Origin of the sequence: Pseudoalteromonas sp. Ld20 (assembly GCF_045064175.1) — a bacterium.
Lineage (GTDB): Bacteria > Pseudomonadota > Gammaproteobacteria > Enterobacterales > Alteromonadaceae > Pseudoalteromonas > Pseudoalteromonas neustonica.
The window spans coordinates 91,336-110,130 of sequence record NZ_JBISHB010000038.1 but is presented as its reverse complement, the minus strand read 5'-3'; the positions used below and the strand labels follow the sequence as shown (position 1 = coordinate 110,130).

Genomic DNA, 18,795 nt, shown 5'->3' with positions numbered 1-18,795 from the left:
TATCTCAAGCAAGGACAGTGTCGCAATGCTAAATATTATTCAATCTAATCGTATGGAAGCACTCCAAGCGCAGTTTCATCACCTTTTAAGCGTTAACCCATTACAAAGCCCATTCGATAAAGAAGTGGTGTTGGTGCAATCGCCGGGTATGTCGCAGTGGCTTAAAATTGGCTTAAGCGAAAGTTTAGGAGTGGCGGCACAGGTAGACTTTCCGCTGCCGTCGAGTTTTATTTGGCAGTTGTATCAGCAATTATTGCCTAATGTACCAAAAGAGTCGGCTTTTAATAAGCCAAACCTTGCGTGGAAGCTGTTTGCCATTTTACCTAATTGCATAGATGAGCCATTATATTTACCGCTCAAAACCTATTTAGAAGGTGACATGGATGGTCAAAAAACCTTTGCCTTATGCGAAAAAATAGCCGATGTGTATGACCAATACTTAATGTATCGACCGCACTGGATTGCCACATGGGATAGTGGTAAAGATGAGCTTGACGATGTTGATGTCGGTATTGCGCCGTGGCAGCCTGATCTGTGGCGAAAAATTGTTGCGCAAAGCAAAGCGCTTGATCAAAGCCAATTTCATCGTGCGAATATGCAGGGACAGTTACTAGCCGCGCTTGAAAAAATGGACAGCCGTTTATTACCAAAGCGGATTAGCTTATTTGGTATTTCTGCAATTGCCAGTTCACAGCTCGACGTGTTTGATGCATTGAGTAAAAAAACCGAGGTTTTTTTATTCTTCTTTAATCCCAGTGAGCATTACTGGGGCGATATTATTGATGAAAAAACGGCGGCAAAAATTGCAGCTAAATATGCAAAAATGCCCCTGCTCGAAGCACAGCAAAAAAAGCATACCCAACCAGATGAAGATTATTATTTTATCGGCAACCCCTTGCTATCATCGTGGGGAAAGCTGGGTCGCGATTATTTTGAGCAACTCATTCAACGCGATGCCCGTTGGATAGATGGCTTTATAGACGTATTTGACAACACCTTACTTGGGCAAGTACAAAGTGAAATTTACCAGCTCGCATTTAAAGGTGAATCGCTCACTGATAATAAAGCGTGGTTTATAAACAACGAAGGTAAGTTGCCCGTTAGCACCAGCGACACCAGTATAACATTGAGTGATTGTCACACCCCGCTCAGAGAAGTTGAGCGACTGCACGATTATCTGCTTAATTTATTTAGTCAAAACCCTGCGCTGACACCAAAAGATATCATTGTAATGATGCCTGATGTAGGCACTTATAGCCCCTACATTGAAGCTGTATTTGGTGGCGCACAAGGTAGCCGATTTATTCCATATGCGCTTGCCGATTTAGCCATAGAGCAAGAAAAACCCGTACTCAGTTCATTTGCCAGTTTAGCTAATTTACCGTTTTCGCGCTTTGGCGTGTCAGATATTCTAGATTTATTACAAGTAACTCAAATAGCTGAAAAGTTCGCTGTCGAGCCGCATGAGTATGAGCAAATTCAATATTGGCTTGAGCGAGTAGGAGTGAAATGGGGGATTGATGCGCAGCACAAACACAGCTTTGACTTGCCAGCTATTGATTTAAATACCTGGCAACATGGCCTAAATCGCTTATTACTGGGTATTGCACAGCGAGATGAACAGTGCCCATTTAATGGAATATACAGTGCTGATGAAGTCGAAGGCATGGCGCTGGATACACTTAATAAATTAGTGCACTTTATTGATGTACTTCAGCGTTTTAAAGTATTACTTACCCCTGATGATACATTAACCAACAAAGCCCATATTCTTAATGAATTGCTCGCGAGTATTTACGAAAGTGAAAGTGACGACAGCTGGGATTTACTGGTGTTACAAAGTGTTCTTGAGTCATTGCAAAAGCACCATGAAAATGGTGATTACACGAACAATGTTTCGCAGCGGATAGTGAGCTACTTAATTAAGCAAGGCATACAAGAAAAAGGCGTAGGCCAGCGGTTTTTAGTAGGCCAAGTAAACTTTTGTACATTAATGCCGATGCGGGCTGTGCCTTTTAAAGTGGTGTGCATGCTAGGGTTAAATGACGCCGACTACCCGCGGTCAGTGCAACCGATTGGTTTTGATTTAGTACCTTACTCTAAAAAGCAAAAAGGTGACCGATCACGTAAATTGGATGATCGCTACCTGTTTTTAGAAGCGTTACTGAGCGCCCGCGATAATTTATATATGAGCTATATTGGTCGTTCGTGTTTTGATAACCAACCACGTATGCCATCAACCTTGGTCAGCGAGCTGTTAGAGTACATAGGCCGTAGTTTTGAGTTTGACGAACCCTCAGCACACACATTGCCCGAGTGCTTGATCAGCAAACAGCATTTACAGCCATTTAATAGTCAGTATTATCAAGTGAATGCTGTTGGTGATGAAAATGCAGGCAAGAGTGTACTGTCAAATCACAGCTATAATCCTGTATGGCTACCAGCCCAAGCAATTGCGCCACAGCCCGTTACAGCGCTTGATATTAGCCCGCCTGATGTGCTTGAACTGGACGCGTTTATTCGCAGTGTTTGTAACGCCCAAGAGAGTTTTTACCAACAAAGCTTAGGCCTGCGTTTACCGCAATTTAACGAAGTTGCCAAAGACGAAGAACCGTTTAGTTTAGATGCGTTAAGACGGTACTTTTATTTAGATGAAATACTCGAAGCCGCGATCTTTGAACAACCCCTGTGCCGTGAGCAAATATTGCAACGCGGTGAATTACCGCAAGCAAATGTGGGGGAGCTAATTTTTGAAAGCATGCAGCATCGTGTTGACGCACTTGCAGGACAGGTTAAAGAGCACATTAAAGGCGGAAATAACGAACCTATTGAAGTCGCGCTCATTCTAAATAATGGCAATACAGCGACTCAGTTACAAGGGTGGCTCAATCATGTTTATCAGCAAAAACAGGTGTTTTATCGCAGTGCCAGTATTAAAGCCAAAGACTTAATAAAAGGCTTTATTTATCATCTTGTAGCACAGTGTATGGATCAAGGTGTTGAAACCCTTTTATTGGGGCTTGATAAACAAATTAGCTTTGCACCTATAGATAAAGCCGACGCTTACCCATTATTGCAAGAGTGGTTTAGCTTGTATAGCGCACTGCGTAAAGAGCCCGTGGCGTTTTTTCCGGTCAGTGGTTATGAATACGTAAAAACAGGCGGCGATATTAACAAAGCAATCAGTAAGTTTAGCCCACAATACATAGGGCGCGGCGAGGGCGAAAACCCTTACATTCGCTTAACCACGCAGTCACTCACTGATTGCCAAGATGAATTTATACTTTGGAGCGATAAATTACTCGCCCCATTATTTGCACACGTAAAGGAGAGTGATTATGCAAGCGCTTAACCCACTCACAATGCCACTTGCCGGACAAAGCTTGATTGAAGCCAGTGCTGGTACTGGTAAAACCTACACAATCACAGGTTTATATTTACGCTATTTATTAGGAATGCAAATCGCGGATGACCCGCAATCTGCATTAAATACGCCTTTAAGTGTTGAGCAAATATTAGTAGTAACGTTTACTGATGCCGCCACCCAAGAAATAAAAGACCGAGTACGTTCACGTATTATCGCCGCCCGCGATGCATTACTTGGACAACACACCGATGACATGTTGATTAACGGTGTTATAGCCGTAATAGACGATAAACACCGCGCTTTTGATTTACTTGACGCTGCGGCTAAATCAATGGATGAAGCTGCCATATTTACCATCCATGGTTTTTGTCAGCGTATGTTAAAACAACATGCGTTTGAATCGGGGGTTGCTTTTAACCTAGAGTTTATTTTAGATGAACGCGACATATTACTTGAAACTATTAAAGATTTTTGGCGTGCGTTTGTATATCCACTCAATAAAGAAAAAACGGATGCCATTTTAGACATATTTGCCGCACCTGAATCGTTATTTAGTCAAGTAGCAAGTTTGCTTAATAAAGGCAATGCGCAGATCACCCCGCAAATAAAATTGGATGATGTGTGGCAAGCCCGCGAACACTATTTAGCAAAAGTACCTAGCTTTAAAAAAGCATGCCTTGAAAGTGAATTTATAAATGCTGTTAAAAGCTCTGGTTTAAGTGGCTCAAAAACCCCCGCTCGAAAAGGTAGCCTAGCCGCACTTGAAGCATTTTGTATTGGTGATGACGAATTTTTTGAATTTGGTACAAGCAAATACTCATTTGAGGTGTGGAGTACAGATAATTTAAGTGATGTAAGTAATTATAAAAAAAATCAGCCTTTGTTTTCCCACCCGTTATTGATCCAATTTGATCAATTAGCGGCGCTCAATAACACGGTTAACTCAGGACTTGCCATTGCAATTGTTCAACATGCAGCAAGTTGGGTTAAAAAAGCCATTGTTAAACGTAAGCAAGAGCAAAGCGTTATTACCCCTGATGATTTACTAACAAATTTGCATGGCGCTCTAAATACAGAGCAGGGCGACGTACTGGCACAAAAAATTGCCCAGTTGTTCCCTGTAGCAATGATTGATGAGTTTCAAGATACGGATCCAATTCAGTATGGTATTTTTAGCCATATTTATGCGCAGGAAAATACCACATTTGCGATGATTGGCGACCCTAAACAAGCTATTTATGGCTTTAGGGGCGCAGATATTTTTACTTACATAGGCGCAAAACACGCTGTTGATGCACATCAGCAATTTACGTTAGGTACAAATTACCGTTCTAGCCACGATGTGGTCGAAAGTGTTAATCGTTTATTTAGTAAATACGATAATAGCTTTATTTATAATGACGCGATCCCGTTTAACCGTGTTGATGCACAAGGTAAGAAAGCCGAAAAATCATTTTTAATTGATGGACAACCAGCGACAGCATTTGAGTTTAGTGTATTTGTAGACACCGCTGCCGATGAAAAAAATAAACCGACTAACAAAGGGGTTGGGCAACATCACCTAGCGGCGCATTTTGCAAATAAAATAGTGTTGCTACTAACGCAGGCGCAGGAAGGGCGCGCATGCATAGGTAAAACGCCTATTACAGCCGCTGATATTTGTATTTTGGTGCGTGACCGTGTTGAAGCACAAATAATGAAAAAAGCACTAAGTGATGCCAAAATTGCTAGCGTGTACTTATCCCGTGAAAGTGTGTTTAGCCAAGAATTAAGCCATCATTTACTTAACTTTTTATCAGCGTTACATGGCCAGTATGATGAGTCACTTCTGCGAGGCGTGTTAGCAGGACCGCTATTTTGCCTAAGTTATAACGATATTTATGCATTGGCTGATGATGAAGCGCAATGGCAAGAGCACTTAAACTTTTTTGCGCAATTGAGCCTTATTTGGCACAAACAAGGCGCGATGGCGATGCTTGAACGGTTGTTAACGCATAACCAGCTCAGCGCCAAATGGCAAGGCTTAGGGTATAACGTTGAACGCTGGCTTACCGACTTTCGCCACTTAGGCGAAATACTTCAGCAAAAACAAATTGAGCTTGAAGGGACATTGCGTTTATTGCGCTGGTTTGCACAAAAGGTGAGTCAACAAGACGGTGAAGCGGTACAAGTTCGTCTTGAAAGCGATGCTAATTTAGTAAAAATAGTCACTATGCATGCGTCAAAAGGGCTTGAATATCCGCTGGTCTTTATGCCTTTTGCAAGCGGTTACCGCGAAACAAAAGACGCGCTTTATCATAAAGAGGGTCAACTCATTTATGATTTAAGTAAAAATGACGATGCGTTACAAGAAGCTGAAAAAGAGCGCCTAGCGGAAGATTTACGCTTGTTATATGTGGCATTAACACGCGCTGTTCATTATTGTGCAATTGGTATGTACAACTTAGGGCAAGGGCAAAGCAGTCGTTTGGCCATTCAAAGTAGCTCATTAGGGCATGTACTATTTGCCGGGCTTGATATAACGAGCAGTTTAGTGTGGCGGACACATTTAAATGAGTTTTGCGAACAAAATAGCGCGATGCACTATGCGCAATTTACCAGTGAAGAACTACAAACACAGGGCACACTGACGCTTTTATCAAGCGAGCTTGAAGGGCAAACACTTGAAGTAAACCATGTTCGTGCAACCATAGAGCGTGATTGGCGAGCAACCAGCTTTAGTGCATTGAGTTTTAAAAAGCATAGCGACCACATTGCCCCAGGGCGCAGTGATGAAGATCATGAAACAGACGACTTTGCATCGCAGCTACTTGATGCGCAAACTGAGATTCAATCACCGTATAGTTTTCCTAAAGGGGCAAAACCAGGTAGTTGTTTACATGAAATTTTTGAGCAAATTGATTTTACTAGCCCAGAGCAGCACCCGTTAAATGATGAGCAAGATTTAGCGAAAGTAGTCGCGCGTAACCTAGATAAATACCATATTAGCGAGCAGTGGCAACATACCACTGAACAATGGATACTCAATGCGTTAAATTGCCCGCTTAACAACACTGGGTTAAGTTTAAGCACGTTGTCACCAAACCAATGTCTTGTAGAAATGGAGTTTAACTTACCGCTTAGTAGTTTAAGTGCAAAAAGTTTAAACGAGGTCCTCATTAAGCACTTTGGTTTTACCCAAAGCAGGCTTGATTTTTATCATGTAAAAGGGTTACTCAAAGGCTTTGTCGATTTAATTTTTTGCCATAACGAGCAGTATTATATTTTAGATTACAAATCAAATTACCTAGGCAGTGATCCCAGTGATTATGAGCAAGACTCGCTTGAGCAAGCGATGAGCAGCCACCAATACCATTTACAGTACTTAATATACACGGTGGCATTGCATCGACTCCTCAAACAGCGTATTGCCAATTATTCGATTGAAACGCATTTAGGCGGCGTATATTACACCTTCTTGCGAGGCATGAGTGACGGCAAAGGCGTGTATTTTAAAAAGCTTACAACCGAGCAAGTACTTATTCTTGATGGGCTTTTCAGTCAAGGTACGTTACAAGCTAATGTGAATAATCAAGTCGCCAGTGAAGGAGAGCAGCTATGATTCAACTGACTACTGAACGTTCAAGCGCTGAGGTGCAAACAGTCCCCCTACTTGATTACTTATTAGATGAAAACCGTATTCGTATGGTCGATATAAAACTGGCAGATTTACTGTGTGATGCGATACAAGAGCAGGGTAAAACAGATGCGTATTATCTTATTTTGTTATTGTGCTTATCTGGGCAAAGTCAGCACAGCTGCCTAGATCTAACAGGTATTGACTGGCGAAACCCATTTAATTTACGCCAAAGTGACTTTACCAAACTAGCGGGAACAATCCCTGATCGAGTCAGCCCATTTAGTGACGACTTCACTACAGAATCTGCTTTACAGTGCCTGCAAAATCATCAAAGTGTCGGCGATGATAAACCACTGAAATTACTTCAGCAGCGGCTATATTTTTCGCGTTTAGCTGGGTATGAACACACCTTAGCCTCACGTTTGCTAACACTGAGTGAACGTGAAATTGATATTGATAATCAGTCGCTTACTCGGCTACTCAGTGATTACTTTTCTATACAATCAGCACCCAAAGAGGGACTCGATTGGCAAAAAGTGGCCTGTGCAATGGCCGCTACCAAAGGCTTTAGTGTGATCACCGGCGGTCCTGGTACAGGTAAAACCACCACAGTCACCAAGCTACTGGCAATTTTACAATCGCTTTACCAAAGTGCGCCGCTGAGTATTAAGCTGGTGGCGCCCACAGGTAAAGCCGCCGCACGATTGAGCGAATCAATTTTAGGTGCAAAACAGCAGCTTAAAGATGTGATCCCCGCAGCTGTTGAGCCGCTTATCCCTGAAAGCGCGCAAACAATTCACCGTTTGCTCGGCGTAAAACCTTTTACGAATAAATTTAGGCATAATAGGAAAAACCCTTTGCACTTAGATGTGTTGATCATTGATGAAGCGTCGATGGTTGATTTATCGCTAATGGCAAAGTTAATTGAAGCCTTACCAAATCACGCGCGCTTAATTTTACTAGGTGACAAAGATCAGTTAGCCTCCGTTGATACCGGCAGTGTTATGAGCGATTTATGCCAAGGTTTAGTGCTTGGTCAAACACCAAACTACTCACAAGCGCGCTGCGCTGAATTAAATAATGTGTGTTTTGATAACGAACCACAATTAACTGGTGGCAAGAGTGAATTTAAATTGGCCGATTGCATTGCATTTTTACAGCACAGCTATCGTTTTACAGCGCAAAGTGGCATTGGTCAGTTGGCTTTGGCTGTTAATACCAATAACAGCGGTAAGCTTAAGTATGTAGAACAGGAGATTAATAGTGGCCAGTTTAATGATGTGATTTTAGATTATGACATAGTCAGTAAACCTGTTGAAAAGCTAGTACAAAGCGCTGCCAGTAAATACGCTCATTACCTTACGCTGATAAAAGAGCAGGCAAGCCCTGTCGAGATCCATAAAGCATTTGCAAGTTATCAGCTTTTAGCCGCAGTGCGCGAGGGCGATTATGGTGTTAATACATTAAATCAGCGTATTGAAAAGCAACTACATCTCCAAGGGCTGATCAATGTACACCCAAATCAACGGCATTACGTGGGTATGCCCATTATGATTGCGCAAAATGACTACCAACTTAAGCTATTTAACGGCGATATTGGTATTTTACTTTTGGATGAAAGTGAGCAACTCAAAGCGGTATTTATTGATGAGCAAGGAAATCAACGCGCATTTTCACCTGCCAGACTCCCAGCCCACGATAAAGTATATGTAATGACGATTCATAAATCACAAGGATCTGAGTTTGCTTACACCGCCATGGTACTGCCGCCAGAGAACCAAGCCACAGCGGGTATTAACCGTCAACTAGTTTATACAGGCATCACCCGCGCTAAAAACACCTTCGAGCTGGTGGCCGACAAAAAAGTACTGCTCAAAGCCATGGCTAAATCAGTGAGTCGGGCATCAGGGTTGTATGAGCGGTTAAAGTAAAGCGGTAAATTTGGCTCGCGTTGAATTGATAGCTTAAGAACCTGCTTTAGCTGTGATTGTGCGATGTTTAATTTATTGAGTTAAAGGGCTTGCTAGAATGCTTATTATCCGGTGAATTTATCATTTTTAAGTTATTTTTAAAGGAGTATGTGCTTATCAAAATTTTAGGCTGGTTTTCAATAGTTATTGCAATTCTTGCTTTGGCACCAAGTTTTGTACCAGGGGCAATGTCATTATTCGCTTTTTATCTATCTCTGGTGATGTTAGTTACCTCAATAGCAACAATTAAGCGCACTGGTGATTTTTACTTCAAAACGACCGCCATAGTAGTGTGTGTTGGGATGTTAATTATTAATGATTACATTCGTTTATTCGGTTCGTTTTCACACGCTACGTGGGGGGAGAAGCTTGGTATGTATGCTTTTTATATGGTCATTTATATTATTGGTTTTCTTAAAGTTAAAAGATGCTCGAAGCCAATAAAATAGGAACAAATTCAGAATTTGCATTGATGTTAAGTTGACCTTGCAGGTTAAGCTTTAGCTTAAAAGCTTTAGCTTAAAAACTTTCGGGATAAATCCGGACCTATAGCACAGCATAGCCTGTAGATGCTGGCTCGTTATATTTCATAGAGGGTATAAGATGAACTTCCCAGAGTTAGAAACATCTCGTTTAATGCTTACTCAGCTGTCAGGGGATGATAGTCAGGGTTTATTAGATATTTTTTCAGATAAAAGCGTCACTAAGTTCTACGATATAGACACTTATGATTCACTAGAGCAATCCTTAAAATTGATTGAATTCTTCAACAATCGCTTTATTGAAGGTGTGGGTATTCGTTGGGGCATTCGCAGAAAAGATACCGGAAAGTTAATTGGTACTTGCGGCTTTAATTCATGGAACCAAAAGATGAAAAATGCGGGGATAGGCTACGAGTTATCTTCCAAGCATTGGGGTTATGGCTATGCTACGCAAGCCTTGCACAAGATTATTGATTCGGCCTTTTCTGATCAGCTACCATTTGGTGAACTTTATAGAGTTCAAGCCGAGACTATGCTTGGTAATGGTGCGTCAGAATCTGTATTAAAAAAGCTTGGCTTTAAAGAGGAAGGTATCCGTAGGGCAAGTGGCTACTGGAAGAATGAATATCATGACTTAAAATGCTATGGATTATTGAAGCCTGAGTTTAGGGTCAGTTGACCTTTGCGGATTAAAATTCGTTCAACCGCGGGGCGAGGTTTGTAACCTAGTGGGCTAAGTAAAAACCGAGCAACAAAGAGTTGATTGTCCCTAGAAAGAACCCAGAGGGCAGCGCATGTTTGGCATTTATGCTGCGTTATCGCCTATTTATGGGGAATAACCACACGAGATAGGCTTTGCCTTGCCTAAAAACCAAACATACAGCTGCAAAATCAATCACGAAAGGTCAACACGCCCTAGAGCAATCTTTAAAATTAATTGAATTCTTCAACAATCGCTTTATTGAAGGTGTGGGTATTCGTTGGGGCATTCACAGAAAAGATACCGGAAAGTTAATTGGTACTTGCGGCTTTAATTCATGGAACCAAAAGATGAAAAATGCGGGGATAGGCTACGAGTTATCTTCCAAGCATTGGGGTTATGGCTATGCTACGCAAGCCTTGCACAAGATTATTGATTCGGCCTTTTCTGATCAGCTACCATTTGGTGAACTTTATAGAGTTCAAGCCGAGACTATGCTTGGTAATGGTGCGTCAGAATCTGTATTAAAAAAGCTTGGCTTTAAAGAGGAAGGTATCCGTAGGGCAAGTGGCTACTGGAAGAATGAATATCATGACTTAAAATGCTATGGATTATTGAAGCCTGAGTTTAGGGTCAGTTGACCTTTGCGGATTAAAATTCGTTCAACCGCGGGGCGAGGTTTGTAACCTAGTGGGCTAAGTAAAAACCGAGCAACAAAGAGTTGATTGTCCCTAGAAAGAACCCAGAGGGCAGCGCATGTTTGGCATTTATGCTGCGTTATCGCCTATTTATGGGGAATAACCACACGAGATAGGCTTTGCCTTGCCTAAAAACCAAACATACAGCTGCAAAATCAATCACGAAAGGTCAACACGCCCTAGAGCAATCTTTAAAATTAATTGAATTCTTCAACAATCGCTTTATTGAAGGTGTGGGTATTCGTTGGGGCATTCACAGAAAAGATACCGGAAAGTTAATTGGTACTTGCGGCTTTAATTCATGGAATCAAAAGATGAAAAATGCGGGGATAGGCTACGAGTTATCTTCCAAGCATTGGGGTTATGGCTATGCTACGCAAGCCTTGCACAAGATTATTGATTCGGCCTTTTCTGATCAGCTACCATTTGGTGAACTTTATAGGGTTCAAGCCGAGACTATACCCAAACCACCTCAAGATGCGAGTTTCAGTTGGAATTAAAAGCGATTTAGACAAGGCATTGATTGCAAGTAATAGTGGTTCTATTGTTAATATCAATAACGCAGAATAAATCACTTTTAAACTAACCCTTTGGGCGTTTCACAGGGACTTACTCTCTGCGTTGTTACTTCTTAAAAGGGATGGCCATTCTTACAAAATAACGCCTTGATATTAAGCCCCTGTGAAACGCTGAATTCTGTATCTTGAGGTGGTTTGGGTATTTGTTTGGTAATGGTGCGTCAGAATCTGTATTAAAAAAGCTTGGCTTTAAAGAGGAAGGTATCCGTAGGGCAAGTGGCTACTGGAAAAATGAATATCATGACTTAAAATGCTATGAATTATTGAAGCCTGAGTTTAGGGTCTGTTGACCTTTGCGGATTAAAACTCGTTCAACCGCGGGGCGATTTAATCGCAGCGCGAGACAGTATCAAACAGGCTGCTGCAAATTCAACCTTGAAAGGTCAGCATACCCTAATAAAGGTAGCCAAAATAGAGTGAATTTATCATTTAAACATTCATTGGAATAAATCCCGACTTACAGATAGTCCATGCATTTTGATAGTCTTGCAAATTATTTTCTGGGCGTCCTTTTTCTAAATATATTAGGTTGCCAACCCCAATGCAGAGCACCTAGCCTTAAAAACACGGTGATGAATAATGAGCCCACAATACACCATATATAAGATACATTGAGTAAAAAGAATCCGGCGTAGGTCAAACCACCACAAAAACAGGCGGTTGAGTAAAGCTCATCGCGCATAACCAAGGGGACTTCTCGGCAAATAACATCACGCATTAAGCCGCCAAATATGCCAGTGGTCATACCCATAGTAATGGCGACTAACATGGTTGTGCCTTCAAGAAGAGATTTTTCAATACCGACAATGTTGAATATAGCCATGCCGATTGCGTCGACGAGGAGCATATAATAATTCGATACGTCAGGTAAGTGGCGAATAAATATAACAGCAATAAAAATTGCACCATATGTAGCGTATAAATAATCTGGTTGTGTTATCCAAAAAACGGGTTGGTTTAATAGCACATCACGAAGTGTACCACCGCCAAGTGCGGTAACGGAACCAACCACAACCACCCCAAAGCCACCAATGTTTTTTTCATGACCCATTAATGTCCCAGAGATTGCGAAAAAGGCGACCCCAATTAAACTTAAAAAATGAAAGTAGTCTGATGTCACTATGTGTCTCTTTTTCATTTATTAATAGTGCGAGATACTAACACAGTAAAAATTTATTCTTCCTGAATATGCGTAACGTCATGCGTTTTTGCAAAAAAATCCACAACCAAGTTCGTCATTGCATTTACCCCTAATTGCAGGGCTTTTTCGTCGGCATAAAATTGTGGTGAATGGTTACTCGCTGCGCTTTTTGCATTTTTACCTTGTGGCGTTACGCCTAAAAAGAAAAACAATCCAGGGGTCTCTAAGGCGTAATAACTAAAATCTTCGGCTCCTGTAATTAAATCCGTTGTAATAATATTGTCTGCACCAGCTACTTTTTCAAGTGTTGGGGTCATTAGTTGGGTAAGTTGAACATCATTAACTGTAACCGGATAGCCGTGGTGAATATGCACATCAGCTTTAGCGCCTGCTGATTCAGCAACAAGCTCAGCGGTTTTCACTAAACGTTTTTTAATATCGGCTCGCATCGTTTGGTCAAAAGTACGTATAGTACCAATGAGTTCAACACTATCAGGAATGATGTTTGATCGGACGCCACCGTTAATTGCACCAAACGAGATCACCGACGGCGCTTTTGTAACATCCACTTGGCGAGATGAAATAGTTTGGGTGGCCATAATGATTTGTGATGACGTTACAATCGGATCTACCCCATTCCACGGACGAGAACCATGAGTTTGGCGACCTTGTACGTTAATTGTGAATGAATCTTCACTGGCCATAAAGGGGCCTTCACGAAAGCCAATTTTACCTGTGTTAAGTGAACTGGTTACATGCAAGCCAAAGACAGCAGCTGGTTTTAGCTTAAATAAACCTTCTTTCAACATCAGCTCTGCGCCACCTTCTTCACCTTCAGGAGCGCCTTCTTCAGCTGGCTGAAATATAAAAAGTACATCACCGGCTAACGCATCTTGAATTTTAACGAGTGATTCGGCTACGGCCATTAAAATGGCGACATGGTTATCATGACCACAGGCGTGCATTACACCCACTTTATTACCACGGTAAGTTGAGGTTTGAGTAGATGCAAAGGGTAAATCTACCAATTCAGTGACTGGTAGGGCATCCATATCAGCGCGCAATGCGACTAAAGGACCTTTTTTGCCACCTTTTAATTTGGCGACGACACCGGTGTGAGCAACGCCTGTTTGTACTTCAAGACCGAGTGATTTTAAGTGCTTAGTTATGTATTTTGCGGTTTCAAATTCCCGATTACTAAGCTCTGGGTATTGATGTAAATGACGGCGCCAAGTGATGACTTTTTCGCTAACACTGTGGTTGGCTTTTTTTAGTTTTTTGTTTATACCATCATTAAGATCGGCAGCCAAACATGGCGAGGATAAAGCACATAGCAATAAACTGCTGTAAATAATTTTGTGTAACATGACAATCCCTTTTATTATTTGTTGATTAACACCAATGTAGAGCAAAGTACAATGAATGAACAGGATCGTGCGATAATCAATCAAGGGGGCTGGTTTAGTAGTCGATCAAATGAATTGCAACTCGCTTTATTATCGTCAGCAAAAATAATTGAATTAAATGCAGCTGATGCGCTTTTTCACCGAGGTGAGGCTAATAGTGGCTTATATGCGGTACTTGCCGGAGTTATGCGAGTTAGTGGCGTTAATGGTGAAGGTAAGGAGGCGGTGCTTAGTTTTATCGATCCTGCTATTTGGTTTGGTGAAGTTGCTTTATTTGATGGCGGACTACGTACGCATGATGTATATGCACAAACACAGGTTAGATTGCTACATATACCACATCGCGCACTGATCCAATTGTTAGCACTAAACCCGATTTACTGGCATGATTTTGGTATATTGCTATCACAAAAAATGCGGCTATTGTTTAGTTCACTCGAAGATCATGCGCTATTAACTGCACAGCAAAAAGTATGTAAACGTCTTGCTATGATGGCCGTAGCAGTGCCTTTAAGCAGTAATAAAGCAACGATTATGTTATCGCAGCAACAACTAGCAGATATGACCTATCTAACACGTCAAACAATTAATCAAATACTACAAATATTAAGCGAAAAAAAGCTTATTTCGTTGCACTATCAGCGTATTGAAATTCTTAATAAGAAAGAGTTGGCTTTACTCGCGCATTAAACCCTTTAAGTCTGTTGGCGTTAAACTTGCTTCGTAAATGCATACACTCAATGGATTTGAAATAATGATCTCACTTACTTTTAATAATCAGTACCGCACAGAGCCATATAGTGCACCCGTTCAAGTAAAAACTATTGCCCATCCTAAAGCGGCAACGACTTTGCCTGAGGTGGCAAATACTAGCCAACCTGATGCGGCTAGCCGGCTTAAAAATCCATCCTATGAAAAAAAATTTTTAGATGAAGCAAAAGAGACCCTTATTTATCAACGTTTAGGGGTCGATAAAGAAAAAATTGATGAGCTCAAAGCGGCCATTGAAAAATTGGCTGAGCAAATTCAAGAGCAAGGCGGTGATAGCAAAGATTTAGCTAAAAAAATGGAAGCGCTTCAAACGATGCTTGAACAAGAGTACCAAAAGGGCCGTGAGCTACAATCTAAGACACCGGATCACGATAAAGGGAAAATTATAAGCGCATTTGTGTAAAAGGAATTTTAAAATGTCGGGTAGCAGACATTGTTGCGTCATGTAAGGTGCTAAAGTTATGAGTAAGGCATTTTTATAGAGCAGCAGAATGAAAACACTTCAACAGCAATTAAGTAACTACGGCTTGTATCATCGTTCAAGACGAAATGTAATTACACATTTTTTTGGGATCCCATTAATTATTTTTGCGATACTGTGCTTATTAGCGCGTATTCAGCTACCTTTTGCTGAGTATGTTATTAGTGGTGCCGATATTTTTGTATTGGCGAGTGTGATTTATTACTTAACGCTGAGTATGTCATTGGGTTTGATAATGGCGGCTATTCTAATACTAATGACTATTGCAGCAGTGCCCATTGCGAGCCTCAGTTTAAATAGTTGGCTGATTATGAGTATCGGTACTTTTGTATTTGGCTGGGTACTACAGTTTATTGGCCATTATTATGAAGGCAAAAAACCGGCTTTTGTTGATGATTTAATTGGATTGATAATCGGACCGTTATTTGTGTTAGTTGAAGCACTTTTTCTACTTGGATTATACCAAGAGCTAGAGCAGCAGATCAGCGATATAGCGGGTCCTACAAAACCTTAATAATCAAAACCATAATAATTAAAATCATAGGTAGAATATGAACTTTCATAATAAGACTGTGTGGATCACCGGTGCATCATCAGGAATTGGTAAAGAATTAGCAATACAATTTGCAAACTTAGGCGCTAATATAATTTTATCAGCAAGAAGTACCGATAAGCTCAAGCAACTTTGTGATCAATTACCGCCAGGGCAGCATAAAGTGATCCCACTTGATTTATCACAGCCTGAGCAGGTACTTGAATATGTAACAACTAACATGGCTGATATTGGTAAAGTTGACATTTTAATTAATAATGGTGGTGTATCGCAGCGTAGTTTATTTTTAGAAAATGACTTTGCCGTGTATCGCCAACTTATGGAAGTTAATTACTTTGGTTTAATTGCGCTTACAAAAGCGGTGTTACCAAGTATGGTTGTTCAAGGTAGCGGCTCTGTAGTGTCGATAAGTAGTGTGGCGGGTAAAGTGGGCTCTAAATTTAGAACGGGTTACTCAGGCTCTAAATACGCAGTTGTTGGGTTTATGGATTGCCTGCGAGCAGAAGTTGCCGATAAAAATATTCATTGCTTGACGATTTGCCCGGGCTCGATAAAAACCGCGATTGCTCATAACTCACTTAATGAGTATGGAGTTGCACAAAATAAAGCAGAAGAGTCAATTGAAAATGGCATGGCTGTAACCGCTGCGGTAAAGCAGATGATTAGTGCCATAGCCAAACGTAAAGATGAAGTCGTTGTTGGAGAGGGGATCAGTGGCTGGGCTCCAACCATTAAGCGTTTCTTTCCAGGCTTTTTTAACCGTATGACAGCGAAAAAGAACTACCGATAAAAGACGAGTAAACACATTGTTTACTCGTATAACCTATATTCTTATAGGTATAAATTAATTAATTCAGTTGTCCAAAGAGTCTCTTTGCTATTTTTCTTATTAAGACCAGCTTGAGCTTCAGCTAAAAAAGAGCGACTTTGATCTGTATTTAAATCGCCAATTGCTTTTAATGCCATAGCACGGTCAGACCAAGTTTTACTGTTTTCATAGAGGTCTTTTAGTAATTGAAAATGTGCAACTGATTGCATGTTACCTAGTGATGAGATAGCAGCTAAACGTATATATTCACCATCATGTTTAGTTAGTTCAACAAGATAATCAATAGCGGTTGGGTTATTTGAGAAGCCTAATTGATAAACATCAAGGTAAGTAATATCTTTATCTAAGTTAGCTTTAATTTTACTAATAAGAGTTTGTACATCAGCATTCGATAGTTGTTGCTTGTATAGTGCTCGGTTAATTTTAGCCGATAGCTCCTTGACTAAAACATCCATAGGCTGATTTAAAGTAGGCTCAATAATCTCGTCAAAGCTCCACACTGGCACTTTACCGCGTTTTACATACACAGCAACACGCTGGGTATTTTCAGGTGTAATAATATCTGCACTGAGCATAGTAAAAGTAATAAAAGGCGTATACGCATTGGTTCTATGATTGCGCATATTTAATTTATTGATACGGATTTCAGTGTCGCTTGTATCTAATACACTTGCAGGTAACCCACGGGCCTGTAGCTCAAGAAGCACATTTTTTTGTAAAAACTCAACGGGAGCAAGAGGTTGGTTGTCGAGGATTAAATCAGCTTTTAGCACACCGTGATTAAATGGTGTTGTGCTTGTGTCTCTTTTATCTGAGAAATTAAGGTTATGTGTAGTTACATTATCAACTTGATACTGATTGGTTGATGTTACAGGTGCAGTAATTTTATAACTGCTTGGAGCACAGCCTTGAATAGCGGCGAAAGTAGTGGCTAGAAGTGTTGTTTTAATTAGATTTTTCATACATATTCCATTTTATAGTTATGATGTTCCCGCTTGGGGAGCAGTATTATTAATTTAAACGGAATAAAATGCAATCTGTGATTTAGCGAATAGAAATGAGGCTGGAACAGTATTCACTAAAATTTTTAGTAAGAATTCGAATTAATAGCGCGATACGATATTAATTTGACACTAAATAGCAAAGGAAATTGATCGTTTCTACTTGCGCCGATAATTATATAGAATTAAAGTGTCATCAAGTTGTAAAAGAGAATTAAATGTTATGGAACAAAAACAAGTAAAAGACTTAACGCCAGAAGAACAAGCACAGCAAGAGAATATTCAGTGGCAGCGAGCGTGTTTTCAAAATGCACAAAAGCATTTAGCTGAAAAAGGCGTAATGCCAAAAAGTTTGTTTGAGAAAGAAAGCCGCTTTATTGCGCCATTGTGTGCATTGTGGAAATTTAAGGCTCAAGATGGTAAAAATTATTGGGTGATCACGGGTCGCTTACCAACAGATCATGCGTTGGCGTCGGCTGCAGAAAATGCACGCGACGCTTTAAGATATTTTTCGTTTCAATGGCAGTTAAAAGCGGACCAGCTTTTAGAAACAGCAGGAAATGATAAAACGTCCGTCGACTTTGCTAATTTGTTAGTAAACCGTGCGCATGGACTCTATGAAATGTACGAAAAAGAAGAGCTGTGGGTTAACGAGCCAAAATAGTAAAATATAAACCCAATATTCCCTAGAAGCATACGAGTTATTTTAAGCTAGTAGCAATAAAATAACTCGTATTAATGTACTAAAGTAAATGGCTTAGTATCAAATAGATTTATAGGGCACTGCATTCGCTGCCTAGGTATTCCTGCTTCCATAAAAACATGGCCTTGTTGTTCAAAGCCATTACGTTTAAAACGTTCTACTTCATTTAAAATACAATTAATGCTTACTCGTTCGCAGCCTTGCTGCTGTGCGAGATTGACAATATAGGTAAGTAAAGATTTATATACTGAACGATTACGATGCTCTGGTAACACGGCTATACGGCCAATTAAGCCGTCTTTGCATAATCGCCCTGTTGCGACGGGGGTTTGCGCATCATCTGTAACAAGTATGTGATAAGCAGACCGGTCGAGACTATCAAACTCGATGTGTTTGGGTATATGTAATTCACATACAAATACCCGTTCTCTTATATGTTGTAATAAGTCCTTGCCTTTATCCCATTCTACCTTGTTGATATGATAGCTCATAGAAA

The 18,795-nt window shown here is 40.6% G+C and carries 16 protein-coding genes; 12 read left to right on the top strand and 4 right to left on the bottom strand.

The genetic code is table 11. From position 1 onward, the window contains the following. Positions 1-25: 25 nt before the first annotated feature. From recC to ACJJVX_RS14145, 7 genes are all read left to right on the top strand, one after another. A complete protein-coding gene (gene recC, locus ACJJVX_RS14175) occupies positions 26-3,352 on the top strand; it encodes an exodeoxyribonuclease V subunit gamma (RefSeq protein WP_405631995.1) in 3,327 nt (1,108 codons plus the stop codon). Then, positions 3,339-6,968 carry an exodeoxyribonuclease V subunit beta gene (recB, locus tag ACJJVX_RS14170; protein ID WP_405631993.1) on the top strand — a complete coding sequence of 1,210 codons (3,630 nt, stop codon included), beginning with the start codon at positions 3,339-3,341 and terminating at the stop codon, positions 6,966-6,968. Before recC ends, recB begins: the two co-directional genes overlap by 14 nt. Continuing rightward, positions 6,965-8,917 (top strand): exodeoxyribonuclease V subunit alpha, encoded by a 1,953-nt coding sequence (gene recD / locus ACJJVX_RS14165; protein ID WP_405631991.1) that lies wholly within the window; start codon positions 6,965-6,967, stop codon positions 8,915-8,917. The genes recB and recD overlap by 4 nt, the downstream gene beginning before the upstream one ends. Positions 8,918-9,066: 149 nt before the next feature. Beyond that, entirely contained in the window at positions 9,067-9,405 is a 339-nt protein-coding gene (locus ACJJVX_RS14160) for a hypothetical protein (protein WP_054204769.1), read from the top strand. A 154-nt stretch (positions 9,406-9,559) separates the two neighbouring features. Further along, the gene (locus tag ACJJVX_RS14155; RefSeq protein WP_405631988.1) at positions 9,560-10,117 is read left to right on the top strand and encodes a GNAT family N-acetyltransferase; all 558 of its coding nucleotides are present in this window, start codon (positions 9,560-9,562) and stop codon (positions 10,115-10,117) included. A gap of 176 nt (positions 10,118-10,293) precedes the next feature. Continuing rightward, positions 10,294-10,779 (top strand): GNAT family N-acetyltransferase, encoded by a 486-nt coding sequence (locus tag ACJJVX_RS14150; RefSeq protein WP_405631987.1) that lies wholly within the window; start codon positions 10,294-10,296, stop codon positions 10,777-10,779. Positions 10,780-10,955: 176 nt separating this feature from the next. Next, positions 10,956-11,336 (top strand): GNAT family N-acetyltransferase, encoded by a 381-nt coding sequence (locus tag ACJJVX_RS14145; RefSeq protein WP_405631985.1) that lies wholly within the window; start codon positions 10,956-10,958, stop codon positions 11,334-11,336. Between the two features lie 571 nt (positions 11,337-11,907). Here ACJJVX_RS14145 and ACJJVX_RS14140 read toward each other — a convergent pair. Beyond that, on the bottom strand, positions 11,908-12,534 hold the full coding sequence (locus ACJJVX_RS14140; RefSeq protein WP_054204766.1) for a trimeric intracellular cation channel family protein: 627 nt from the start codon (positions 12,532-12,534) through the stop codon (positions 11,908-11,910). Positions 12,535-12,587: 53 nt separating this feature from the next. After that, a complete protein-coding gene (locus ACJJVX_RS14135; protein WP_405631982.1) occupies positions 12,588-13,922 on the bottom strand; it encodes an amidohydrolase in 1,335 nt (444 codons plus the stop codon). 51 nt (positions 13,923-13,973) lie between these two features. On the opposite strand from ACJJVX_RS14135, the gene ACJJVX_RS14130 reads away from it, so the two are divergent. The 4 genes from ACJJVX_RS14130 (at position 13,974) to ACJJVX_RS14115 (ending at position 16,556) form a co-directional block, all read left to right on the top strand. Continuing rightward, the gene (locus ACJJVX_RS14130; protein ID WP_405631980.1) at positions 13,974-14,651 is read left to right on the top strand and encodes a Crp/Fnr family transcriptional regulator; all 678 of its coding nucleotides are present in this window, start codon (positions 13,974-13,976) and stop codon (positions 14,649-14,651) included. Between the two features lie 64 nt (positions 14,652-14,715). Continuing rightward, on the top strand, positions 14,716-15,135 hold the full coding sequence (locus ACJJVX_RS14125; protein ID WP_405631978.1) for a hypothetical protein: 420 nt from the start codon (positions 14,716-14,718) through the stop codon (positions 15,133-15,135). 88 nt (positions 15,136-15,223) lie between these two features. Continuing rightward, the gene (locus tag ACJJVX_RS14120; RefSeq protein WP_405631976.1) at positions 15,224-15,727 is read left to right on the top strand and encodes a DUF962 domain-containing protein; all 504 of its coding nucleotides are present in this window, start codon (positions 15,224-15,226) and stop codon (positions 15,725-15,727) included. Positions 15,728-15,764: 37 nt separating this feature from the next. Then, positions 15,765-16,556 carry an SDR family oxidoreductase gene (locus tag ACJJVX_RS14115; RefSeq protein ID WP_405631974.1) on the top strand — a complete coding sequence of 264 codons (792 nt, stop codon included), beginning with the start codon at positions 15,765-15,767 and terminating at the stop codon, positions 16,554-16,556. Positions 16,557-16,597: 41 nt separating this feature from the next. Here ACJJVX_RS14115 and ACJJVX_RS14110 read toward each other — a convergent pair whose 3' ends face one another. After that, positions 16,598-17,557 carry a HEAT repeat domain-containing protein gene (locus tag ACJJVX_RS14110; RefSeq protein ID WP_054453082.1) on the bottom strand — a complete coding sequence of 320 codons (960 nt, stop codon included), beginning with the start codon at positions 17,555-17,557 and terminating at the stop codon, positions 16,598-16,600. A 262-nt stretch (positions 17,558-17,819) separates the two neighbouring features. On the opposite strand from ACJJVX_RS14110, the gene ACJJVX_RS14105 reads away from it, so the two are divergent. Beyond that, entirely contained in the window at positions 17,820-18,260 is a 441-nt protein-coding gene (locus ACJJVX_RS14105) for a DUF4826 family protein (RefSeq protein WP_405631972.1), read from the top strand. Between the two features lie 71 nt (positions 18,261-18,331). Here the strand turns inward: ACJJVX_RS14105 and ACJJVX_RS14100 are convergent, their stop codons facing one another. Further along, positions 18,332-18,790: a GNAT family N-acetyltransferase gene (locus tag ACJJVX_RS14100; protein ID WP_054204758.1), complete on the bottom strand. Its 459-nt coding sequence runs from the start codon at positions 18,788-18,790 to the stop codon at positions 18,332-18,334. Positions 18,791-18,795: the final 5 nt, after the last annotated feature.

Bases quoted from the DNA above. Each gene is read 5' to 3' on its own strand.
- recC (WP_405631995.1), top strand. From the start codon at position 26: ATGCTAAATATTATTCAATCTAATCGTATGGAAGCACTCCAAGCGCAG.
- recB (WP_405631993.1), top strand. From the start codon at position 3,339: ATGCAAGCGCTTAACCCACTCACAATGCCACTTGCCGGACAAAGCTTG.
- recD (WP_405631991.1), top strand. From the start codon at position 6,965: ATGATTCAACTGACTACTGAACGTTCAAGCGCTGAGGTGCAAACAGTC.
- ACJJVX_RS14155 (WP_405631988.1), top strand. From the start codon at position 9,560: ATGAACTTCCCAGAGTTAGAAACATCTCGTTTAATGCTTACTCAGCTG.
- ACJJVX_RS14135 (WP_405631982.1), bottom strand. From the start codon at position 13,922: ATGTTACACAAAATTATTTACAGCAGTTTATTGCTATGTGCTTTATCC.
- ACJJVX_RS14130 (WP_405631980.1), top strand. From the start codon at position 13,974: ATGAATGAACAGGATCGTGCGATAATCAATCAAGGGGGCTGGTTTAGT.
- ACJJVX_RS14125 (WP_405631978.1), top strand. From the start codon at position 14,716: ATGATCTCACTTACTTTTAATAATCAGTACCGCACAGAGCCATATAGT.
- ACJJVX_RS14120 (WP_405631976.1), top strand. From the start codon at position 15,224: ATGAAAACACTTCAACAGCAATTAAGTAACTACGGCTTGTATCATCGT.
- ACJJVX_RS14115 (WP_405631974.1), top strand. From the start codon at position 15,765: ATGAACTTTCATAATAAGACTGTGTGGATCACCGGTGCATCATCAGGA.
- ACJJVX_RS14110 (WP_054453082.1), bottom strand. From the start codon at position 17,557: ATGAAAAATCTAATTAAAACAACACTTCTAGCCACTACTTTCGCCGCT.
- ACJJVX_RS14105 (WP_405631972.1), top strand. From the start codon at position 17,820: ATGGAACAAAAACAAGTAAAAGACTTAACGCCAGAAGAACAAGCACAG.
- ACJJVX_RS14100 (WP_054204758.1), bottom strand. From the start codon at position 18,790: ATGAGCTATCATATCAACAAGGTAGAATGGGATAAAGGCAAGGACTTA.